The following is a 15939-nucleotide window of genomic DNA, read 5'->3' as shown; positions in this document are numbered from 1 at the left end:
AGAACTGGTCGGCACCTCTCGTGGAGCAAGTGTCCGAGGGGGGACTTGAACCCCCACGCCCGATAAAGGGCACTAGCACCTCAAGCTAGCGCGTCTGCCATTCCGCCACCCGGACCAGGTGTCTGCCGCCCTGCCGGGGCTCTGCCCGGCGGCGACATGGACAACCATACCAAGGTTTCGCAGTGCCTTTCACCTGCGTTTCCTTCCCCAGGGCGGGGGTCCGGGACCTCGCGCCCCGATGCCCCTAGGGTCACACCATGAGTGAGTGGATGGTTACGCAGGGCTCCACGGCGAGGCGTCGCGCCCGTCCGCTGTCGCCGCTCAGGGAGTATCTGCGGGACACGTTCTGGTTCGCCCCCATGGCCGCGATGGTGAGCGTCTTCGTAGTCTGGGTGGGGGCCCAGGCGCTGGACACGGCCATCGTCGAAGCGCTCCGGGACGAGGGTGACTACGACACGCTCGCCGAGCTGCTGCGGTTCGCGGAGGACGCGAAGGCGGTGGTGAGCGCGGTCGGCTCGGCGATGATGACGTTCATCGGTGTGGTCTTCAGCATCTCGCTGGTGGCCGTGCAGATGGCGAGCGGGCAGTTCACCCCGCGCGTGGTGCGGATCTTCGTCCGGAGCCGGATCACCAAGGCGACCTTCGCGGTCTTCCTGGCGACCTTCGTGCTGACCCTGCTGGTTCTGGCCTCCTTCGACAGCGTCGACGACCCGCGTGCCGTCACCACGGTGCCCCTGGTGCAGTCGGCCCTCACCCTCTGCATGGTCGCGCTGAGCCTGTTGCTCTTCGTGCTGTACGTGAACACCACCCTGCGGCTGATGCGGATCAGCCATGTGATCGCGCGGATCGCCACGGAGTCGTTCCGGGTGGCGGCCTCGATGCCCGTGTCGACGGGCGGGCAGGACGACGCCGCCCGCCTCGGTCCCGCGACCGCGTGGGTGCCGCACGAGGGCCGGGCGGGCGTCCTGCGGGACGTGCACATCGCGCGGCTGGTGCGCGTGGCTCGCAGGCACGGGGTCGTGCTGCGGCTGATCCCGCGGATCGGGGACTTCGTGGTGCCCGGGATGCCCGTGCTGGCCGTCCACGGCGGACCGGTACCGCCGCGCAGGGCGCTGCGTTACGCGGTCTCGGTGGGGGTGGAGCGGACCTACCACCAGGATCTCGGCTTCGGGCTGCGGCAGTTGTCCGACATCGCGCTGCGCGCCCTGTCGTCCGCGATCAACGATCCGACGACGGCTGTCCAGGCGCTGGACCGCGTCGTCCAGTTCCTGGCCGCGCTGAGCCGGCGACCGCTGGACGCCGCCCTGCACCGGGACCGGGGCGGGGCCGTGCGGCTGGTGCAACCCGTGCCGGGGTGGACCGAGCTGGTGGATCTGGGGTTCACCGAGGTGCGGATGTGCGCCATCGGGAGCCCGCAGGTCTGCCGGCGCATGCTGGCCGGACTGGACGACCTGCTCCTGCTCGCGCCGCCGGAACGGCGGCAGGCGCTGCTCCGCCATCGCGAACTGCTCCGGCAGGCGGTCGACCGGTCTGAGCCGGCCCCCGCAGACCGCGCGTTCGCGCTGCACCCGGACCGGCAGGGCATCGGCTGACCGATGCCCTGCCCTTACGGCAGCACCTGGCACTGGCGGTCCTCACGGCAGCAACCGGTACTCCGGGAAGTTCCCCGGCAGCCGCTCCCCCGCCGGCCCCCGTGTCACCGCGCGCACCAACAGCTCGCCGCCGACGAACGCGCCGTGCCAGGACGCGCCGAGCCCGCCGAACAGCTCGTCTCGGTCGCCACGGGAACGGGGCCGGCCGTGGCCGGTCTTGAACGCGCGGATCTGCGGGGCGAGCCGCTCATAGGTGGCCCGGTCGTCCGTGGACAGCGTGGCCACCAGCGCGCCGTTCGAGGCGTTCATCGCGGCCAGCAGCTCCGCCTCCGTGTCGACCAGGACGATCGTGTCGACCGGGCCGAACGGCTCCGCGTGGTGCAGCGGGGAGGACGGGGGCGGGTTGAGGAGCGTGACCGGCTGGACGTAGGCCGAGGTGTCCTGGCCGGGCAGGAAGCGGGCGTCGGACGGACTGCCGCGGTGCAGCGGCACGGCGCCCCGCTCGATCGCCTCGGCGACCTGGTCCTGGAGTTCCTTCGCCTTGGCCGCGTTGATGACCGGCCCGAAGTCCAGCTCGGGGTACGGGTCGTCCGGCTGCTCCACGGCGAGCGGGTGGCCGACCCTGAGCGTGCGGACCGCAGGGAGGTACGCCGCCAGGAACGCGTCGAACAGGTGCCGCTGGACGACGAAGCGCGGGTACGCCGTGCAGCGCTGCTTGCCGTAGTCGAAGAGCTTGGGGATGACCGCGGTGAGCGCGTCCCAGTCCGAGTAGTTCCAGATGCCCCAGGTGTTGAGTCCCTCCTGTTCGAGTACGTGTCGTTTGCCGAGGTCGGCGACGGCCGTGGCCACCGCGGCGCCGGTGTCGCGGCCGCCGACGAAGGAGACGCAGCCGATCTCGGGCGCGCGCACCAGCGCCTGGGACAGCTCGCCCCCGCTGCCGCTGACGAGGGTCACGGGGATCCCCTCACGCGCGGCGAGGGCGCAGGCCAGGGTCAGGCAGGCGACACCGCCGTCGGTCGGGGTCTTGGCGATGACCGCGTTGCCTGCCAGTGCCTGTACCAGCACCGCGTGAACGAGCACGCTCATCGGGTAGTTCCAGCTGGCGATGTTGGACACCGGGCCGTCCAGCGGGGCCCGGCCGTCGACCATCTCCTCGATGCCGTCGACGTACCAGCGGACCCCGTCGATGGCCCGGTCGACGTCCGCCAGGGCGAGCCGCCAGGGTTTGCCGATCTCCCAGACCAGCAGGAGGGCGAGCAGCCGGCGGTGTTCGGCGAGGGCGTCGAGGGTGGCCGCGACGCGGGCCCGGCGCTCGGGCAGGGGGAGGTGACGCCAGGCGCGGTGCTGGTCGAGGGCGGCGCGCACGGCCCGGCGGGCAGTGGCTTCGTCCAGGCGCGGCGGGCCGGCGATGGGGCTGCCGTCGACGGGGCTGACGGCGGGCAGGACCCGGCCGTCAGCCTGCCAGGCGGCGTTCCAGAGGTTGAGGACGCGGTCGTCACGGAAGGCCTCGGGCGCGGCGGTGAGGCAGCGCTGCCACGCGTCGGTCCAGGTCGTGCCGGATTTGAGGGTGAGGGTGGGTGGCATGGGGTTGCTCCGCTCTCGGTGCACGGTCGGGGGCGGGACCTGGCTCACTGCCGTTGTTCTCCGAGGCGCGCTTCGAGACGCGCCAGCACGAGCTTCGCCGTCTCGGTCGGGGTGCTGCCCACGCTCACCCCGGCCGCCTCCAGCGCCTGCTTCTTCGCCTGTGCCGTGCCGGACGAGCCGGACACGATGGCGCCCGCGTGCCCCATGGTCTTGCCCTCGGGTGCGGTGAACCCGGCGATGTAGCCGACGACCGGCTTGGTGACGTGCTCGCGGACGTAGGCCGCCGCCCGTTCCTCCGCGTCGCCGCCGATCTCGCCGATGAGGACGATGAGTTCGGTGTCGGGGTCGTCCTGGAAGGCGGCGAGGCAGTCGATGTGTGTGGTGCCGACGACCGGGTCGCCGCCGATGCCGACGCAGGTCGAGAAGCCGATGTCGCGGAGCTCGTACATGAGCTGGTACGTCAGCGTGCCCGATTTGGAGACCAGGCCGATGCGACCCGGTTTGGTGATGTCGGCCGGGATGATGCCCGCGTTGGACTGGCCGGGAGTGATGAGGCCCGGGCAGTTGGGGCCGACGACCCGTGTGCCCTTTTCCCTGGCGTACGTGGTGAAGGCGACGGAGTCGTGGACGGGGATGCCCTCGGTGATGACGACCGCGAGGCCGATGCCGGCGTCGGCGGCTTCGACGGCGGCCGCCTTGGCGAAGGCGGGCGGCACGAAGACGACGGTGACGTCCGCCCCGGTCGCGCGCATCCCGTCGGCGACCGTGCCGAAGACGGGTACGGCCATGGGGGCACCTCCCAGGCCCTTGAGGCACTGGGGGACGTCGAAGTCGACGGTGCGGCCCGCCTTGCGCGGGTTGACGCCGCCGACGACGTTCGTGCCGGCCGCCAGCATGCGCCGGGTGTGCTTCATGCCCTCGCTGCCGGTCATGCCCTGGACGAGGACCTTGCTCTCCTTGGTGAGGTAGATGGCCATGACGTCCCCTCAGGCTGTGGTGGCGAGTTCGGCGGCACGGCGGGCGGCGCCGTCCATGGTGGTGACCTGCTGGACCAGCGGATGCGCGTGCTCGTCGAGGATGGCGCGGCCCCGGGGCGCGTTGTTGCCGTCGAGGCGCACGACGAGCGGCTTGGTGAGGCGGACGGTGCCCAGGGCCTGGACGATGCCGTCGGCGACCGCGTCGCACGCGGTGATCCCGCCGAATACGTTGACGAGGACGGACTTCACGGCCGGGTCGGAGAGGATGACCGACAGTCCGTCCGCCATGATCCGCGCGCTCGCTCCGCCGCCGATGTCGAGGAAGTTGGCGGGGCGCGCGCCGCAGCCGGCGACCACGTCGAGTGTCGACATGACGAGGCCGGCGCCGTTGCCGATGATGCCGACCTCTCCGTCGAGCTTGACGTAGTCGATGCCCTTGGCGGCGGCCGCCGCCTCCAGCGGGTCGTCGTGCTCGGTGTCGTCGGCGCCCCAGCGTGCCTGCCGGAAGCGGGCGTTGTCGTCGAGGGTGATCTTGCCGTCGAGGGCGAGGATCTGCCCCTGTCCGGTGCGGACGAGCGGGTTCACTTCGACGAGGAGGGCGTCCTCGCGGACCAGGACGTCCCAGAGCCGTACGAGGACGTCGACGGTCTGCGGTGGCAGTCCGGCCGCCTCGGCGATCTCGCCGGCCTTCGCGGAGGTGACGCCCTCGGCGGGATCGACCGGGATGCGGGCCACGGCCTCGGGACGGGTGGCGGCCACCTCCTCGATCTCCATACCGCCTTCGGCCGAGGCGATCGCGAGGAAGCGGCCCGCCGCGCGGTCGAGTACGTAGGACATGTAGAACTCGGTTGCGATGTCCACGGGCTGGGCCAGCATCACCTTGCCGACCCGGTGGCCCTTGATGTCCATGCCGAGGATCTGACGGGCGGTGAGCTCGGCGGCGGCCGGGTCGGCGGCGAGCTTCACCCCGCCTGCCTTGCCGCGGCCACCGGTCTTCACCTGGGCCTTCACCACGACCCGGCCGCCGAGCCGGCGTGCGATCTCACGGGCCTCCTTGGGCGAGTCCGTCACCTCGGCCCGCGGCACCAAGATGCCGTGTTCTTCGAAGAGTTCCCTTGCCTGATGTTCGTACAGGTCCATTTCCGGCTCCTGCCTGCTGTGTCTTCTGGGGAGCGACCCCCAGACCCCCGAAAATGCCGCACGCCCCCTGGACACCACCCACCGGATGCGGGATAACAAGCTTCATACAGTATTCGTCGACTGTATGCAATGTACCGTGAGTCGTTCCAACCCCCTACGAAGGGACAGGACTTCGCCATGCCCGACGACACCCAGGACGTGATCTCCGGTGGTCATCTCGTAGCCAAGGCACTGAAGGCCGAGGGGGTCGAGCGCATCTACACGCTGTGCGGCGGCCACATCATCGACATATACGACGGCTGCGTCGACGAGGGCATCGAAGTCGTCGACGTACGCCACGAACAGGTCGCCGCCCACGCCGCCGACGGGTACGCGCGCATCACCGGCAAGCCCGGCTGCGCCGTGGTCACCGCCGGCCCGGGGACGACCGACGCCGTCACCGGTGTCGCCAACGCCTTCCGCGCGGAGTCCCCCATGCTGCTGATCGGCGGTCAGGGAGCCCTCACCCAGCACAAGATGGGGTCACTCCAGGACCTGCCGCACGTCGACATGATGAACCCCATCACCAAGTTCGCGGCGACCGTGCCGGACACGGCACGCGCGGCCGACATGGTCTCCATGGCGTTCCGCGAGTGCTTCCACGGCGCGCCGGGCCCCTCCTTCCTGGAGATCCCGCGCGACGTGCTGGACGCCAAGGTGCCGACCGCCAAGGCACGCGTGCCCCAGGCCGGTGCCTACCGCGCGTCGACCCGCTCGGCCGGCGACCCGGAGTCGATCGAGAAGCTCGCCGACCTGCTGGTGCACGCCGAGAAGCCGGCCATCCTGCTCGGCAGTCAGGTGTGGACGACCCGGGGCACCGAGGCGGCCACCGAGCTGGTGCGCACGCTGAACATCCCGGCATACATGAACGGCGCCGGCCGTGGCACCCTCCCGCCCGGCGACCCGCACCACTTCCAGCTCTCCCGGCGGTACGCCTTCTCCAACGCCGACGTCATCGTGATCGTCGGCACGCCCTTCGACTTCCGCATGGGCTACGGCAAGCGGCTGTCGCCGGACGCGACCGTCGTGCAGATCGACCTCGACTACCGCACGGTCGGCAAGAACCGCGACATCGACCTCGGCATCGTGGGCGACGCGGGGCTCGTGCTGAAGTCGGTGACCGAGGCGGCCTCCGGGCGCGTCAACGGCGGGGCGTCCATGCGCAAGGAGTGGCTGGACGAACTGCGGGCGGCCGAGCAGACCGCTCTGGAGAAGCGGCTGCCCAGCCTGAAGTCGGACGCCTCGCCCATCCACCCGTACCGGCTGGTCAGCGAGATCAACGACTTCCTCACCGAGGACTCGATCTACATCGGCGACGGCGGCGACATCGTCACCTTCTCCGGGCAGGTCGTGCAGCCCAAGTCGCCCGGGCACTGGATGGACCCGGGCCCCCTGGGCACGCTCGGCGTCGGCGTCCCCTTCGTGCTCGCGGCCAAGCAGGCACGGCCCGACAAGGAAGTGGTGGCCCTCTTCGGTGACGGCGCGTTCTCCCTCACCGGCTGGGACTTCGAGACTCTGGTCCGCTACGACCTCCCCTTCGTCGGCATCGTCGGCAACAACTCCTCCATGAACCAGATCCGCTACGGCCAGGCCGCCAAGTACGGCAAGGACCGCGAGCGGATCGGCAACACCCTCGGCGACGTCCACTACGACAAGTTCGCCCAGATGCTGGGCGGTTACGGCGAGGAGGTCCGCGACCCCGCCGACATCGGCCCGGCCCTGCGGCGCGCCCGCGAGTCCGGCAAGCCTTCCCTGATCAACGTCTGGGTCGACCCCGACGCGTACGCCCCCGGAACCATGAACCAGACCATGTACAAGTGAGGTGCCCCCGATGACTGCTCCGTCCACCAAGGCCCTCGAAGGCATCCGCGTCCTGGACATGACCCACGTCCAGTCCGGGCCCTCCGCGACCCAGCTGCTCGCCTGGCTCGGCGCGGACGTCGTCAAGCTGGAGGCGCCGACCGGCGACATCACGCGCAAGCAGCTGCGTGACCTGCCGGACGTCGACTCCCTCTACTTCACGATGCTCAACTGCAACAAGCGGAGCATCACCCTCAACACCAAGACCGAGCGCGGCAAGGAGATCCTCACCGAGCTGATCCGGCGCTCGGACGTCATGGTCGAGAACTTCGGACCGGGCGCGGTCGACCGGATGGGCTTCACCTGGGACCGCATCCAGGAGATCAATCCACGTATCGTCTACGCCTCCATCAAGGGGTTCGGCGAGGGCCCGTACACCAACTTCAAGGCGTACGAGGTCGTCGCGCAGGCCATGGGCGGGTCGATGTCGACCACCGGTTTCGAGGACGGGCCGCCGCTGGCGACGGGGGCCCAGATCGGGGACTCGGGGACGGGCGTGCACGCCGTGGCGGGCATCCTCGCCGCGCTCTACCAACGGGAGCGCACCGGGCGCGGGCAGCGGGTCAACGTGGCCATGCAGCACGCTGTACTGAACCTGTGCCGGGTGAAGCTGCGGGACCAGCAGCGCCTGGCACACGGGCCGCTCGCTGAATATCCCAACGAGGACTTCGGCGACGAGGTTCCCAGGTCCGGAAACGCGTCCGGCGGCGGCCAGCCCGGCTGGGCGGTCAAGTGCGCGCCGGGCGGCCCGAACGACTACGTGTACGTCATCGTGCAGCCCGTCGGCTGGCGGCCGATCAGCGAGCTCATCGGCCGGCCGGAGCTGGCCGACGACCCCGAGTGGGCGACGCCGGAGGCGCGGCTTCCCAAGCTCAACAAGATGTTCCAGCTGATCGAGGAGTGGTCCTCGACGCTGCCCAAGTGGGAGGTGCTGGAGCGGCTCAACGCGCACAACATCCCGTGCGGGCCGATCCTGTCCACCAGGGAGATCATCGAAGACCGGTCGCTGGTGGCCAACGAGATGGTCGTCACCGTCCCGCACCCGCAGCGCGGCGAGTTCGTCACCGTCGGCAGCCCGCTCAAGCTGTCCGACTCTCCCGTCGAGGTGACCGGCTCACCTCTCCTCGGCGAGCACAACGAAGAGGTCTACGTCGGCGAACTCGGCCTCGGCGACGAGGAAGTGCGCCTGCTCAAGTCGAACGGAGTGATCTGACGTGATGGCCGAAGACCGGGTCCTGCGGGTGCGCGGCCTCCTCGACTCCGTGCGGGCCGAGGGGCGGACCGCGCTCACCGCGCCCGAGGGCAAGGTGATCGCCGACGCGTACGGGATCGCCGTACCCGGCGAGGAACTGGCGACCGACGTCGACGAGGCCGTGGCGTTCGCGGCACGCTTCGGCGGGCCCGTCGTGATGAAGATCGTCTCACCGGACATCCTGCACAAGACCGACGCCGGCGGGGTGATCGTCGGCGTCGAGGGCGCGACCGACGTACGGGCCGCGTTCCGCACCATCGTCGACAACGCGCGTGCCTACGACCCGCAGGCCCGTATCTCGGGTGTGCAGGTGCAGGAGCTGCTGCCCAAGGGGCAGGAGGTCATCGTCGGGGCGGTCACGGACCCGACGTTCGGGAAGGTGGTCGCCTTCGGGCTCGGCGGGGTGCTCGTCGAGGTGCTGAAGGACGTCACCTTCCGGCTCGCACCGGTGGACGCGGACGAGGCGCTGTCGATGCTGGACTCGATCCGGTCGGCGGAGATCCTGCGCGGGGTGCGCGGCCAGGCGGGCGTGGACCGGTGGGCCGTCGCCGAGCAGATCCGTCGGGTGTCGGAACTCGTCGCCGACTTCCCGGAGATCGCGGAGGTCGACCTCAACCCGGTGATCGCCACCGCGGAGGGGGCGGTGGCGGCCGACATCCGGGTCATCCTCGCCGAGTCGCAGCCCGCACCGCGCCGGAAGTACTCGCGGGACGAGATCCTCACGTCGATGCGCCGTCTGATGCAGCCGGGTTCGGTCGCCGTCATCGGTGCCTCCAACGAACTGGGCAAGATCGGCAATTCCGTGATGCGCAACCTCGTCGACGGAGGTTTCGCGGGCGACATCCACCCGGTGAACCCCAAGGCCGATGACATTCTGGGCCGCAAGGCGTACAAGAGTGTCACCGACGTTCCCGGTGAGGTGGATGTGGCGGTCTTCGCGATCCCCGCCAAGTTCGTGGCCTCGGCCCTGGAGGAGGTGGGACGCAAGGGCATCCCGAACGCCGTACTGATCCCCTCCGGGTTCGCGGAGACCGGTGAACACGAACTCCAGGCGGAGATCGTCGCGATCGCCGAGCGGCACGGCGTCCGGCTGCTGGGGCCGAACATCTACGGCTACTACTCGACCTGGCACGACCTGTGCGCCACGTTCTGCACGCCGTACGACGTCAGGGGCGGGGTGGCGCTGACCTCGCAGTCGGGCGGCATCGGGATGGCCATCCTGGGTTTCGCCCGCACCACCAAGACGGGTGTGTCGGCGATCGTCGGGCTCGGCAACAAGTCGGACCTGGACGAGGACGACCTGCTGACCTGGTTCGGGGAGGACCCGCACACCGAGTGCATCGCGATGCACCTGGAGGACCTCAAGGACGGGCGCGCCTTCGTGGAGGCCGCGCGGGCCACCGTGCCGAAGAAGCCGGTGGTGGTGCTCAAGGCGGGCCGTACGGCGGCTGGCGCGAAGGCGGCCGGTTCGCACACCGGGGCCCTGGCGGGCGACGACGCCGTGTACGACGACATCCTGCGGCAGGCCGGCGTCATCCGGGCGCCGGGGCTGAACGACATGCTGGAGTACGCGCGCGCGTTGCCGGTGCTCCCCGCCCCCAAGGGCGACAACGTCGTGATCATCACGGGCGCCGGCGGCAGCGGTGTGCTGCTCTCGGACGCGGTGACGGACAACGGCCTGTCGCTGATGGAGATCCCGCCGGACCTGGACGAGGCGTTCCGGAAGTTCATCCCGCCCTTCGGGGCCGCCGGCAACCCGGTGGACATCACCGGGGGCGAGCCGCCGTCGACGTACGAGGCGACGATCCGGCTGGGGCTCGAGGATCCGCGCATCCACGCGCTGGTCCTCGGCTACTGGCACACCATCGTCACCCCTCCCATGGTCTTCGCGGAGCTCACCGCGCGCGTGGTGGCCGAGTTCCGGGAGCGCGGGATCGAGAAGCCGGTCGTGGCGTCGCTCGCGGGCGACGTGGAGGTCGAGGAGGCCTGCCAGTACCTCTTCGAGCGCGGGGTCGTCGCATACCCGTACACGACCGAGAAGCCGGTGGCCGTGCTCGGCGCGAAGTACCGCTGGGCGCGGGAGGCGGGGCTGCTGGGGGGCGGTACATGAGGTGAGGCAGCGGGGGGCCGGCCGACGGTGCGCGTCGGCCGGCCCCGGGACCCGCACGCGCACGAAAGGCATGGGACAGGGGGCGCTGGCCAGATCTTTCGACGCAAGGGGTGCGACACGACATGACAACGACCGATCTGCCCACCACGGTTCCCTACCGGGAGGTCACCGACGCGAACGGACGCGTCTACCGCCTCGGTGAGACCGACATCGACATCATGGGGCGCAAACGCAAGTGGATGGTGATCCTGCCCTGGATCGGCATGATGGGCATCTCCTCCGCCGAGTACGCGTTCGCGTCCGCCGAGGAGACCCTGCACACGGCACACGCGTGGGACAGCATGCACATCTTCTGGATGATGACCGTGTGGGTCTTCTTCCAGGCCGCGGTGGCCTTCCCCGCGGGCAAGCTGCGGGAGAGCGGAAGGCTTCCGGCCCGCTGGGCGATGTTGTGCGGCGCGGCGGGCACGCTGCTGGGCTATCTGTCGCTGGCCTTCGCACCGCACGTCGTCTTCGCCTACATCGGCTTCAGCATGTTCAGTGGCATGGGCGCGGGCATGGTGTACGCGACCTGCGTCAACATGGTCGGCAAGTGGTACCCGGAGCGCAAGGGCGGCAAGACCGGCTTCGTCAACGGCGGTTTCGCCTACGGCTCGGTGCCCTTCGTCTTCCTCTTCAACGGCTACATGGACCTGACCAACTTCCGCTGGGTGCTGGTCTCGGTGGGTGTGTTCCTGGCCGGGGTGGTCGCGTGTTCCGGCTACTTCTTCAAGGACCCGCCGAAGAACTGGTGGCCCGCCTCGATCGACCCGCTCAACCCGCCCGAGGACCCGCGCGCGGCCCGCTCCCTGCGCATGAACCCGCCGGCGGTGCGCCAGTACTCCCCCAAGGAGGCGTGGAAGACCGGCCGGGTGGCCCTGATGTGGTTCTGCCTGGCGTGCACGTCCGGCGTGAACATCTTCGGTATCGCCTTCCAGGTGGAGATCGGCGAGGAGGCCGGGTTCGCGGGCGGGATCGTCGCCACGGCCATGTCGCTGAAGGCGATCGTCAACGGTACCGGCCGCGGTGTCATCGGCTGGCTCTCCGACCTGTACGGCCGCAAACGGTGCCTGCTCGTCGTGTGCGTCATCCTGGGCCTCTCCCAGTACGGCATCCTCTGGTCGGCGGAGGCCGAGAACCTTCCGCTGTTCCTGATCTTCTCCTCGATCTCCGGCTTCGGCGGCGGTGCCATCTTCCCGATGTTCGCGGCCCTCACCGCCGACTACTTCGGTGAGAACAACAACGCGTCCAACTACGGCATGGTCTACAGCGCCAAGCTCGTCTCCGGTCTGGGCGCGGGCATGGGGGCCGTGGTCGTCGGTGCCTGGGGACACTCCGGCGCGTTCGTCCTGGCCGGCTCCATCTCGCTCTTCGCCGGCTGTGTGGCCGTGTTCCTCAGCCCGCCGGGACGCGACAAGGACACGCGCCGCATCGCTCCCAACCCGCAACCGCTCGGCGAGGACACCACCTGACAGGACCGCGGAGCCGTCCGCGGCAAGCAGCCCGCACGCACCGTCCGGCGCCGCACACCGTCCCCTCCGCGACAACGATGGTCGACCGTCCCACACGTGAGGAGGCCCCTCCCCGGCCGGGGAGGGGCCTCCTCACGTTCCTACGGCGTCAGCACTTCTCCCTCAGGGAGTGCAGGTGCGCGCTGGAGCGGCGCGCGAACGTGAAGGACTCGGCCGGGTTGTCGTGCTCGGCCTGCCAGTGGTGGGCCATGCGGTGGCCGCGCAGCCGGGTCACGGCGGAGATGAACCGCTGGTAGTCGATGTCGCCGTCGCCCACGTCTGTCATGCGGTAGCCGTACGGGTTCGACGGGTCGCTCTCCCCGTCCTTGACGTGGAACAGCGGGTAGCGGTCGGGCTGCCTGAGAACGTAGTTGAGCGGTTCGAACGGCGCGGGCGTGCCGTCGGGCCGCTTGGAGAAGCGGAACTGGCCGACGTACGCCCAGTAGATGTCCATCTCCAGGTAGACGAGGTCCGGGTCGGTCTCCTTGAGCAGGACGTCGTAGAGGCGGACCTTGGGGTTGTCGGTGGCGAAGGAGAACTCCTCGGAGTGGTTGTGCTGGTAGAACTTCATGCCCCTGGCCTTCGCCGCGGCGCCGTAGGTGTTGAAGTCCTCGGCGGCGCGCTTCCAGGCGTCGACGGTCGAGCCGTAGCGGAACGGGCCGGCGGCCGTGCCGACGTGCTTGAGGCCGAGGGCCTGGGCGTCGTCGAGGACCTTGGTGAGGTTCTGGGCGAAGGTGTAGGCGTTCGGGTCGCTGGAGTAGTAGCCGACGTGGCTGCCGATGGGGTTCAGGCCGTGGTTCCGGGCCAGCCGCTTGAGCTGGGCGAGCGTGATGGGGCCGGCCGAGCCCTGGGTGTAGCCGGCGAACTCGACCTCGTCGTAGCCGTACCTCTCCAGTTCGGCGAAGACGGGGCCGAAGCCGAGGGTGGAGACCTTGTCGCGGAGGCTGTAGAGCTGGATGCCGAGGCGGCCGGGCGGCAGGACGGGACGGCCTCGGCCCTTGGCGCCGGAGGCCGTGCCGGTGGTGGCGGCCGCGTTGCCGGTGGCGGCGGTCGCGGGGGCGGCGGCACCGAGCAGGGCGGCGGCGGTGGCGCCCGCGGCCACGCCGAGCATGCCTCGTCTGCTGAGGCGCTGGGTGAGTTCGGGGTCGGGCTGGGAGAAGCGGCTCATGCGTGGAACTCCTCGTGATCTCGGGGCGTTGTCAGTGGTGAGTGCTTCACTTGTGACCAGTCGGGACTGAGGGTCCGTCCTCAGCGAGACCGGCGAGTCGGAGCAGCAGTGACTTCACATCGGTGGCCGCGACGCGGTCGCCGACAGCGCGGGGGGTGGAGCAGATGAGGAGCGGACCGTCGTCGTCGCTCGCCGGGAGGCGGCCGTGGCTGCCGCGAATAGGTGAGGGGTCCAGCGGCACGACCGCCATGCGGTAGCGCATGCCGAGTTTCTTGCGCGCCAGCGCGGTGGCCGCCTTGACCTTGACGTAGGGGTCGAGGGGATCCATGAAGAGCTCGACCGGGTCGTAGCCGGGTTTGCGGTGGATCTCGACGAGCTGCGCGAAGTCGGGCGCGCGGGCGTCGTCGAGCCAGTAGTAGTACGTGAACCAGGCGTCGGGTTCCGCCACGGCGACGAGTTCACCGGCGCGCGGATGGTCGAGGTGGTGGGCCTTCTTGCCCTCGTCGTCGAGGAGTTGCTCGATGCCGGGCAGGCCGTCGAGGACGGCCCGGGTGGCGTCGAGATCCTCGGGGCGGCGGACATAGACGTGGGCGATCTGGTGGTCGGCGACCGCGAAGGCACGGGACGCCATCGGGTCGAGGTACTCCATGCCGTCCTGGGTGTGCACCTCCAGCAGGCCGGCGCGGCGCAGGGCGCGGTTGATGTCGACGGGGCGGTTCACCCGGGTGATGCCGTACTCGGACAGCGCGACGACCGTGCGGCCCTCGGCGCGGGCGTCGTCCAGGAGCGGTGCCATGGCGGCGTCCAGGTCGGCGGCTGCCTCCAGGGAGCGCGGGTCGTCGGGTCCGAAGCGCTGGAGGTCGTAGTCCAGGTGAGGGAGGTAGCAGAGCGCCAGGTCGGGGTGCCGGGTGCGGATGATGTGACGGGTCGCGTCGATGATCCACCGGCTGGAGACGAGATCCGCTCCCGGGCCCCAGAAGTGGAAGAGGGGGAACGTGCCGAGTTTGCCGGTGAGTTCGTCGTGAAGCGCGGCCGGCCTGGTGTAGCAGTCGGGTTCCTTGCGGCCGTCGGCGTAGTAGACCGGACGGGGGGTGACGGTGATGTCGGTGTCGGCGCCCATGGCGTACCACCAGCAGATGTTCGCCACGGTGTAGCCGGGGTGGGCGCGGCGGGCGGCGTCCCAGAGTTTGTCGCCGGCGACGAGGCCGTTGTGCTGGCGCCACAGGAGGACGTCGCCGAGTTCGCGGAAGTACCAGCCGTTGCCGACGATGCCGTGCTCTGAGGGCATGGTGCCGGTGAGGAAGGTGGACTGGGCGGCGCAGGTGACGGCGGGGAGCACGGTGCCCAGCGGGGCGCGGGAGCCGGACTGGCCGAGCGCCTTGAGGCGGGGCATGTGGTCGAGGAGACGGGGGGTGAGGCCGACGACGTCGAGGACGAGGAGCGGTGTGGGGCCTGTTCGGGCCGGGTGTGCGCCCGGGGCGGACGGGTGGGTGCTCACGGCAGCTCCTTCAGTCCGAGGTCCGTCAACAGGTCGCGGGCGAGGGTGAGTTCGGCGGCGATGCCCTCGGCGAGCTGGCTGCGGCCGCGCGGGCGCAGCTCGGGTGGGAGGGCCTGCCAGGTGTAGGTCTCGACCTCCAGGTGGCGGGTGAGCGGGGCCGGGCCGCCGACGAGCCGGGTGAGCGCGGTCTTCAGGACCGGGAGTGTGGAGGTGAGGGGTGCGGCGGGGGCCGCGTGCAGGGGGACGTGGAAGTGGGCGCGCCAGGGTGCGCCGTCGGGCAGAGCGTGGCCCGCGATGGCCTCGCCGAGGTCGTCGGTGGCGCGCAGGCCGGCGGCGGTGGCCGTGCGGGTCTGGTGCAGGAAACGGGGTTCGGCGAAGGCGGCGAGGGCCTCGCGGACCTCGGGCAGATGGGGGTGCTCGGCGTGCAGAGCGGCGGAGAGCTGGGATTTGACGACGGGGACGCGGGCCTCGGTGAGCGCGTCCAGGGCGGTGTGCGGATCTTCGAAGGAGGTGGCGAGGTGGCAGGTGTCGACGCAGATGCCGATGCGGTCGTGGCCGATCGCGGTGAGCGGGGCGATGGCGTCGCGGGTGGTCTCGACGACGCAGCCGGGTTCCGGTTCCAGCCCGACGCGGATGGAGCGCCCGGTCAGTTCCTCGATGGCGTCGAGGCGTTCGGCGAGGATGAGCAGGGCGGTGCGGGCGCTCTCCGCGCGTTCGTCGTCGTACGCGGTGCGCCAGGCGAGGGGCAGGGTGGAGATGGTGCCGTCGCCGACGTCGTCGGGGAGGAGCCCGGCGAGGACACGGGCCAGGGCGGTGGTGTGGTCGAGGCGTTCCGGGTCGGCCCAGTCCGGCTTGTAGACCCGGTACTTGACCTCTTCGGCGCCGAAGCCCTCGTACGGGAAGCCGTTGAGGGTGACGACCTCGAGGCCGCGCCGGTCGAGCTCGGTGCGCAGGCCGCGCAGCGCGGACGGGTCGGTGTCGAGGGCGAGGGCGGCGTCCCTGGCGAGCCACAGCCCGATGCCGAGCCGGTCGCGGCCCAGGCGGCGACGGACGGGTTCGCAGTGGTCGCGGAGCTGGGCGAGGACACCGTCGAGGGTTTCGGCGGGGTGGACGTTGGTGCAGTAGGCGAGGTGGACGGTGGAGCCGTCGGGGTGGCGGAAGCGCATGGT

The 15939-nt window shown here is 70.5% G+C and carries 11 protein-coding genes and 1 tRNA gene; 5 read left to right on the top strand and 7 right to left on the bottom strand.

Going from position 1 to position 15939, the window contains the following annotated elements:
- Positions 1-30 precede the first annotated feature (30 nt).
- Positions 31-115: transfer RNA gene (locus CP976_RS36260), tRNA-Leu, on the bottom strand.
- Between the two features lie 142 nt (positions 116-257).
- Here CP976_RS36260 and CP976_RS36255 point away from each other — a divergent pair.
- The gene (locus CP976_RS36255; RefSeq protein ID WP_150484124.1) at positions 258-1592 is read left to right on the top strand and encodes a DUF2254 domain-containing protein; all 1335 of its coding nucleotides are present in this window, start codon (positions 258-260) and stop codon (positions 1590-1592) included.
- Positions 1593-1634: 42 nt separating this feature from the next.
- Here the strand turns inward: CP976_RS36255 and CP976_RS36250 are convergent, their stop codons facing one another.
- From CP976_RS36250 to sucC, 3 genes are read right to left on the bottom strand one after another with little or no spacing between them, the layout of a single operon-like run.
- Positions 1635-3176, bottom strand: coding sequence for an aldehyde dehydrogenase family protein (locus tag CP976_RS36250; RefSeq protein WP_150484123.1), 1542 nt, complete (start codon positions 3174-3176; stop codon positions 1635-1637).
- Positions 3177-3220: 44 nt separating this feature from the next.
- Complete coding sequence (gene sucD / locus CP976_RS36245; protein ID WP_150484122.1) at positions 3221-4153, bottom strand: succinate--CoA ligase subunit alpha; 933 nt, start codon at positions 4151-4153, stop codon at positions 3221-3223.
- Positions 4154-4162: 9 nt separating this feature from the next.
- Positions 4163-5293 (bottom strand): ADP-forming succinate--CoA ligase subunit beta, encoded by a 1131-nt coding sequence (sucC, locus tag CP976_RS36240; protein ID WP_150484121.1) that lies wholly within the window; start codon positions 5291-5293, stop codon positions 4163-4165.
- Between the two features lie 177 nt (positions 5294-5470).
- Here sucC and CP976_RS36235 point away from each other — a divergent pair, with 177 nt between their 5' ends.
- The 4 genes from CP976_RS36235 to CP976_RS36220 all read left to right on the top strand — a co-directional run bounded on the left by CP976_RS36235 (position 5471) and on the right by CP976_RS36220 (position 12065).
- Entirely contained in the window at positions 5471-7153 is a 1683-nt protein-coding gene (locus tag CP976_RS36235; RefSeq protein WP_150484120.1) for a thiamine pyrophosphate-binding protein, read from the top strand.
- 10 nt (positions 7154-7163) lie between these two features.
- Positions 7164-8405 (top strand): formyl-CoA transferase, encoded by a 1242-nt coding sequence (gene frc, locus CP976_RS36230; protein WP_150484119.1) that lies wholly within the window; start codon positions 7164-7166, stop codon positions 8403-8405.
- A 4-nt stretch (positions 8406-8409) separates the two neighbouring features.
- Complete coding sequence (locus CP976_RS36225) at positions 8410-10554, top strand: acetate--CoA ligase family protein (protein WP_150484118.1); 2145 nt, start codon at positions 8410-8412, stop codon at positions 10552-10554.
- A 122-nt stretch (positions 10555-10676) separates the two neighbouring features.
- Entirely contained in the window at positions 10677-12065 is a 1389-nt protein-coding gene (locus CP976_RS36220) for an OFA family MFS transporter (protein ID WP_150484117.1), read from the top strand.
- Between the two features lie 148 nt (positions 12066-12213).
- Here the strand turns inward: CP976_RS36220 and CP976_RS36215 are convergent, their stop codons facing one another.
- Genes CP976_RS36215 through eboE form a run of 3 tightly spaced genes read right to left on the bottom strand, consistent with a single transcriptional unit; the run spans position 12214 to position 15936 of the window.
- Complete coding sequence (locus CP976_RS36215) at positions 12214-13272, bottom strand: sugar phosphate isomerase/epimerase family protein (RefSeq protein ID WP_150484116.1); 1059 nt, start codon at positions 13270-13272, stop codon at positions 12214-12216.
- A 46-nt stretch (positions 13273-13318) separates the two neighbouring features.
- Complete coding sequence (locus CP976_RS36210; protein WP_150484115.1) at positions 13319-14770, bottom strand: alkaline phosphatase family protein; 1452 nt, start codon at positions 14768-14770, stop codon at positions 13319-13321.
- On the bottom strand, positions 14767-15936 hold the full coding sequence (gene eboE, locus CP976_RS36205; protein ID WP_150484114.1) for a metabolite traffic protein EboE: 1170 nt from the start codon (positions 15934-15936) through the stop codon (positions 14767-14769). The genes CP976_RS36210 and eboE overlap by 4 nt, the downstream gene beginning before the upstream one ends.
- Positions 15937-15939 lie beyond the last annotated feature (3 nt).

The organism is Streptomyces coeruleorubidus (genome assembly GCF_008705135.1).
Taxonomy (GTDB): domain Bacteria; phylum Actinomycetota; class Actinomycetes; order Streptomycetales; family Streptomycetaceae; genus Streptomyces; species Streptomyces coeruleofuscus.
Note: the sequence above shows the minus strand (reverse complement) of the source record. Positions and strands in the feature narration are given on the sequence as shown.